This window comes from Mesorhizobium sp. M7A.F.Ca.CA.002.15.2.1 (assembly GCF_003998715.1).
Taxonomy (GTDB): Bacteria; Pseudomonadota; Alphaproteobacteria; order Rhizobiales; family Rhizobiaceae; genus Mesorhizobium; species Mesorhizobium ciceri.
The window spans coordinates 1-920 of record NZ_RZPI01001122.1 but is presented as its reverse complement, the minus strand read 5'-3'; the positions used below and the strand labels follow the sequence as shown (position 1 = coordinate 920).

2 protein-coding genes and 1 pseudogene are annotated in these 920 nt (G+C 61.3%); all 3 read left to right on the top strand.

Translation table 11 applies throughout. The features are described 5' to 3' along the window. Positions 1–81, top strand: a pseudogene (locus ENZ74_RS33085) (elongation factor Tu); the annotation flags it as partial. A 69-nt stretch (positions 82–150) separates the two neighbouring features. Next, on the top strand, positions 151–459 hold the full coding sequence (gene rpsJ / locus ENZ74_RS33080; protein WP_010909272.1) for a 30S ribosomal protein S10: 309 nt from the start codon (positions 151–153) through the stop codon (positions 457–459). A 61-nt stretch (positions 460–520) separates the two neighbouring features. Beyond that, the coding region (gene rplC, locus ENZ74_RS33075) for a 50S ribosomal protein L3 (protein WP_127313352.1) at positions 521–920 on the top strand (400 nt) is incomplete at its 3' end.

Here is a 920-nt window from a genome sequence, read left to right as displayed (position 1 = left end):
ATGGAAGAGAAGCTGCGCTTCGCTATCCGTGAAGGCGGCCGCACCGTCGGTGCCGGCATCGTCGTCACCATCAAAGAGTAATTTGGACTTAAACCGATCTGTCGCGGGCGCGGGAGTTGCCCGCGCCGCGCCAGAACAAGGAAGTGACGCATGAACGGACAGAATATCCGCATCCGCCTTAAGGCGTTTGACCACCGCGTGCTCGACGCCTCGACGAAGGAAATCGTGTCGACGGCCAAGCGTACCGGTGCAAACGTCCGCGGCCCCATTCCGCTGCCGACGCGGATCGAAAAGTTCACGGTCAACCGGTCGCCTCACGTCGACAAGAAGAGCCGCGAGCAGTTCGAGATGCGCACGCACAAGCGTCTGCTCGACATCGTCGATCCGACCCCGCAGACGGTCGATGCTTTGATGAAGCTCGATCTGGCCGCCGGCGTCGACGTCGAGATCAAGCTCTAAGGGAATGAGAGCGCGGTAAGGGGCGGTGCCCCTGGCCCGGAACTCTAAAGGAATTGAACCGATGCGTTCAGGTGTGATTGCAAAGAAGGTGGGAATGACCCGCATCTATAACGATGCCGGGGAACATGTTCCCGTCACCGTTCTCCTGATGGAGAACTGCCAGGTCGTGGCCCAGCGCACGCAAGAGAAGAATGGCTACACCGCCGTTCAGCTCGGCGTTGGCCTTGCCAAGGTGAAGAACACGTCGAAGGCGATGCGCGGCCATTTCGCGACCGCTTCCGTCGAGCCGAAGGCGAAGGTCGCCGAGTTCCGCGTCTCCGCCGACAACATGATCGATGTCGGCGCCGAGATCACCGTCGAGCACTTCGTCGCCGGCCAGAAGGTCGATGTGACGGGCACGACGATCGGCAAGGGCTTTCAGGGCGTCATCAAGCGCCACCACATGGGCGGTGGCCGTGCAA

Excerpts from the sequence above, each read along its gene's own strand:
- rpsJ (WP_010909272.1), top strand. The coding sequence starts at position 151 with ATGAACGGACAGAATATCCGCATCCGCCTTAAGGCGTTTGACCACCGC.